This is a genomic window from Campylobacter sp. DY7 (assembly GCF_057802535.1).
Map to the genome: position 1 here is coordinate 1 of NZ_JBYJAU010000053.1, position 530 is coordinate 530.

Genomic DNA, 530 nt, shown 5'->3' on the forward strand with positions numbered 1-530 from the left:
AGGCACCGCCGCCTCTCCCGTCGACGCCTACAGGGAGCGGCGATGAACACCATGATCCAGAGGCTCCGAGCCAAGTTCCGCGACGACAAGGGCGTCGCGACGATCTACTTCGTCATCATGACCGTCGCGTTCCTCGCGATCGTCGGACTCGTCGTCGACGGCGCCGGCAAGGTGCAAGCCAACCAGCAGGCCTACACCACCGCAGCCAGCGCCGCCCGCGCCGCAGCGAACGCCGTCAGCGGCCAAGCGATCAGCGACGGCACCACCGCGATCGACAGCAGCCGAGCCGTCAGCGCCGCCAACGGCTACCTCGCCGCCGCCGGCGTCGGCGGAAGCGTCGCCGTCAGCGGCGACCGCATCACCGTCACCGTCGACACCGACTACTCGGCCACCTTCCTCCCCGTGCCGTTCCCCGTCCAAGCCACAGCCACCGCAGAGCTGATCACCCAGTAGGAGAGCCCCACCATGAGCATCAAGCGCCTCGCCCTCGCCGGCATCATCGCCGCCGCACTGACGCTGACCGCATGCAC

The 530-nt window shown here is 69.2% G+C and carries 1 protein-coding gene; it reads left to right on the forward strand.

Features of this window, described 5'->3' with window-relative positions; all coding sequences use genetic code 11:
* Positions 1–42 precede the first annotated feature (42 nt).
* The gene (locus tag AC1B00_RS09660; RefSeq protein WP_193599379.1) at positions 43–453 is read left to right on the forward strand and encodes a pilus assembly protein TadG-related protein; all 411 of its coding nucleotides are present in this window, start codon (positions 43–45) and stop codon (positions 451–453) included.
* Positions 454–530 lie beyond the last annotated feature (77 nt).

Excerpts from the sequence above, each read along its gene's own strand:
- AC1B00_RS09660 (WP_193599379.1), top strand. The coding sequence starts at position 43 with ATGAACACCATGATCCAGAGGCTCCGAGCCAAGTTCCGCGACGACAAG.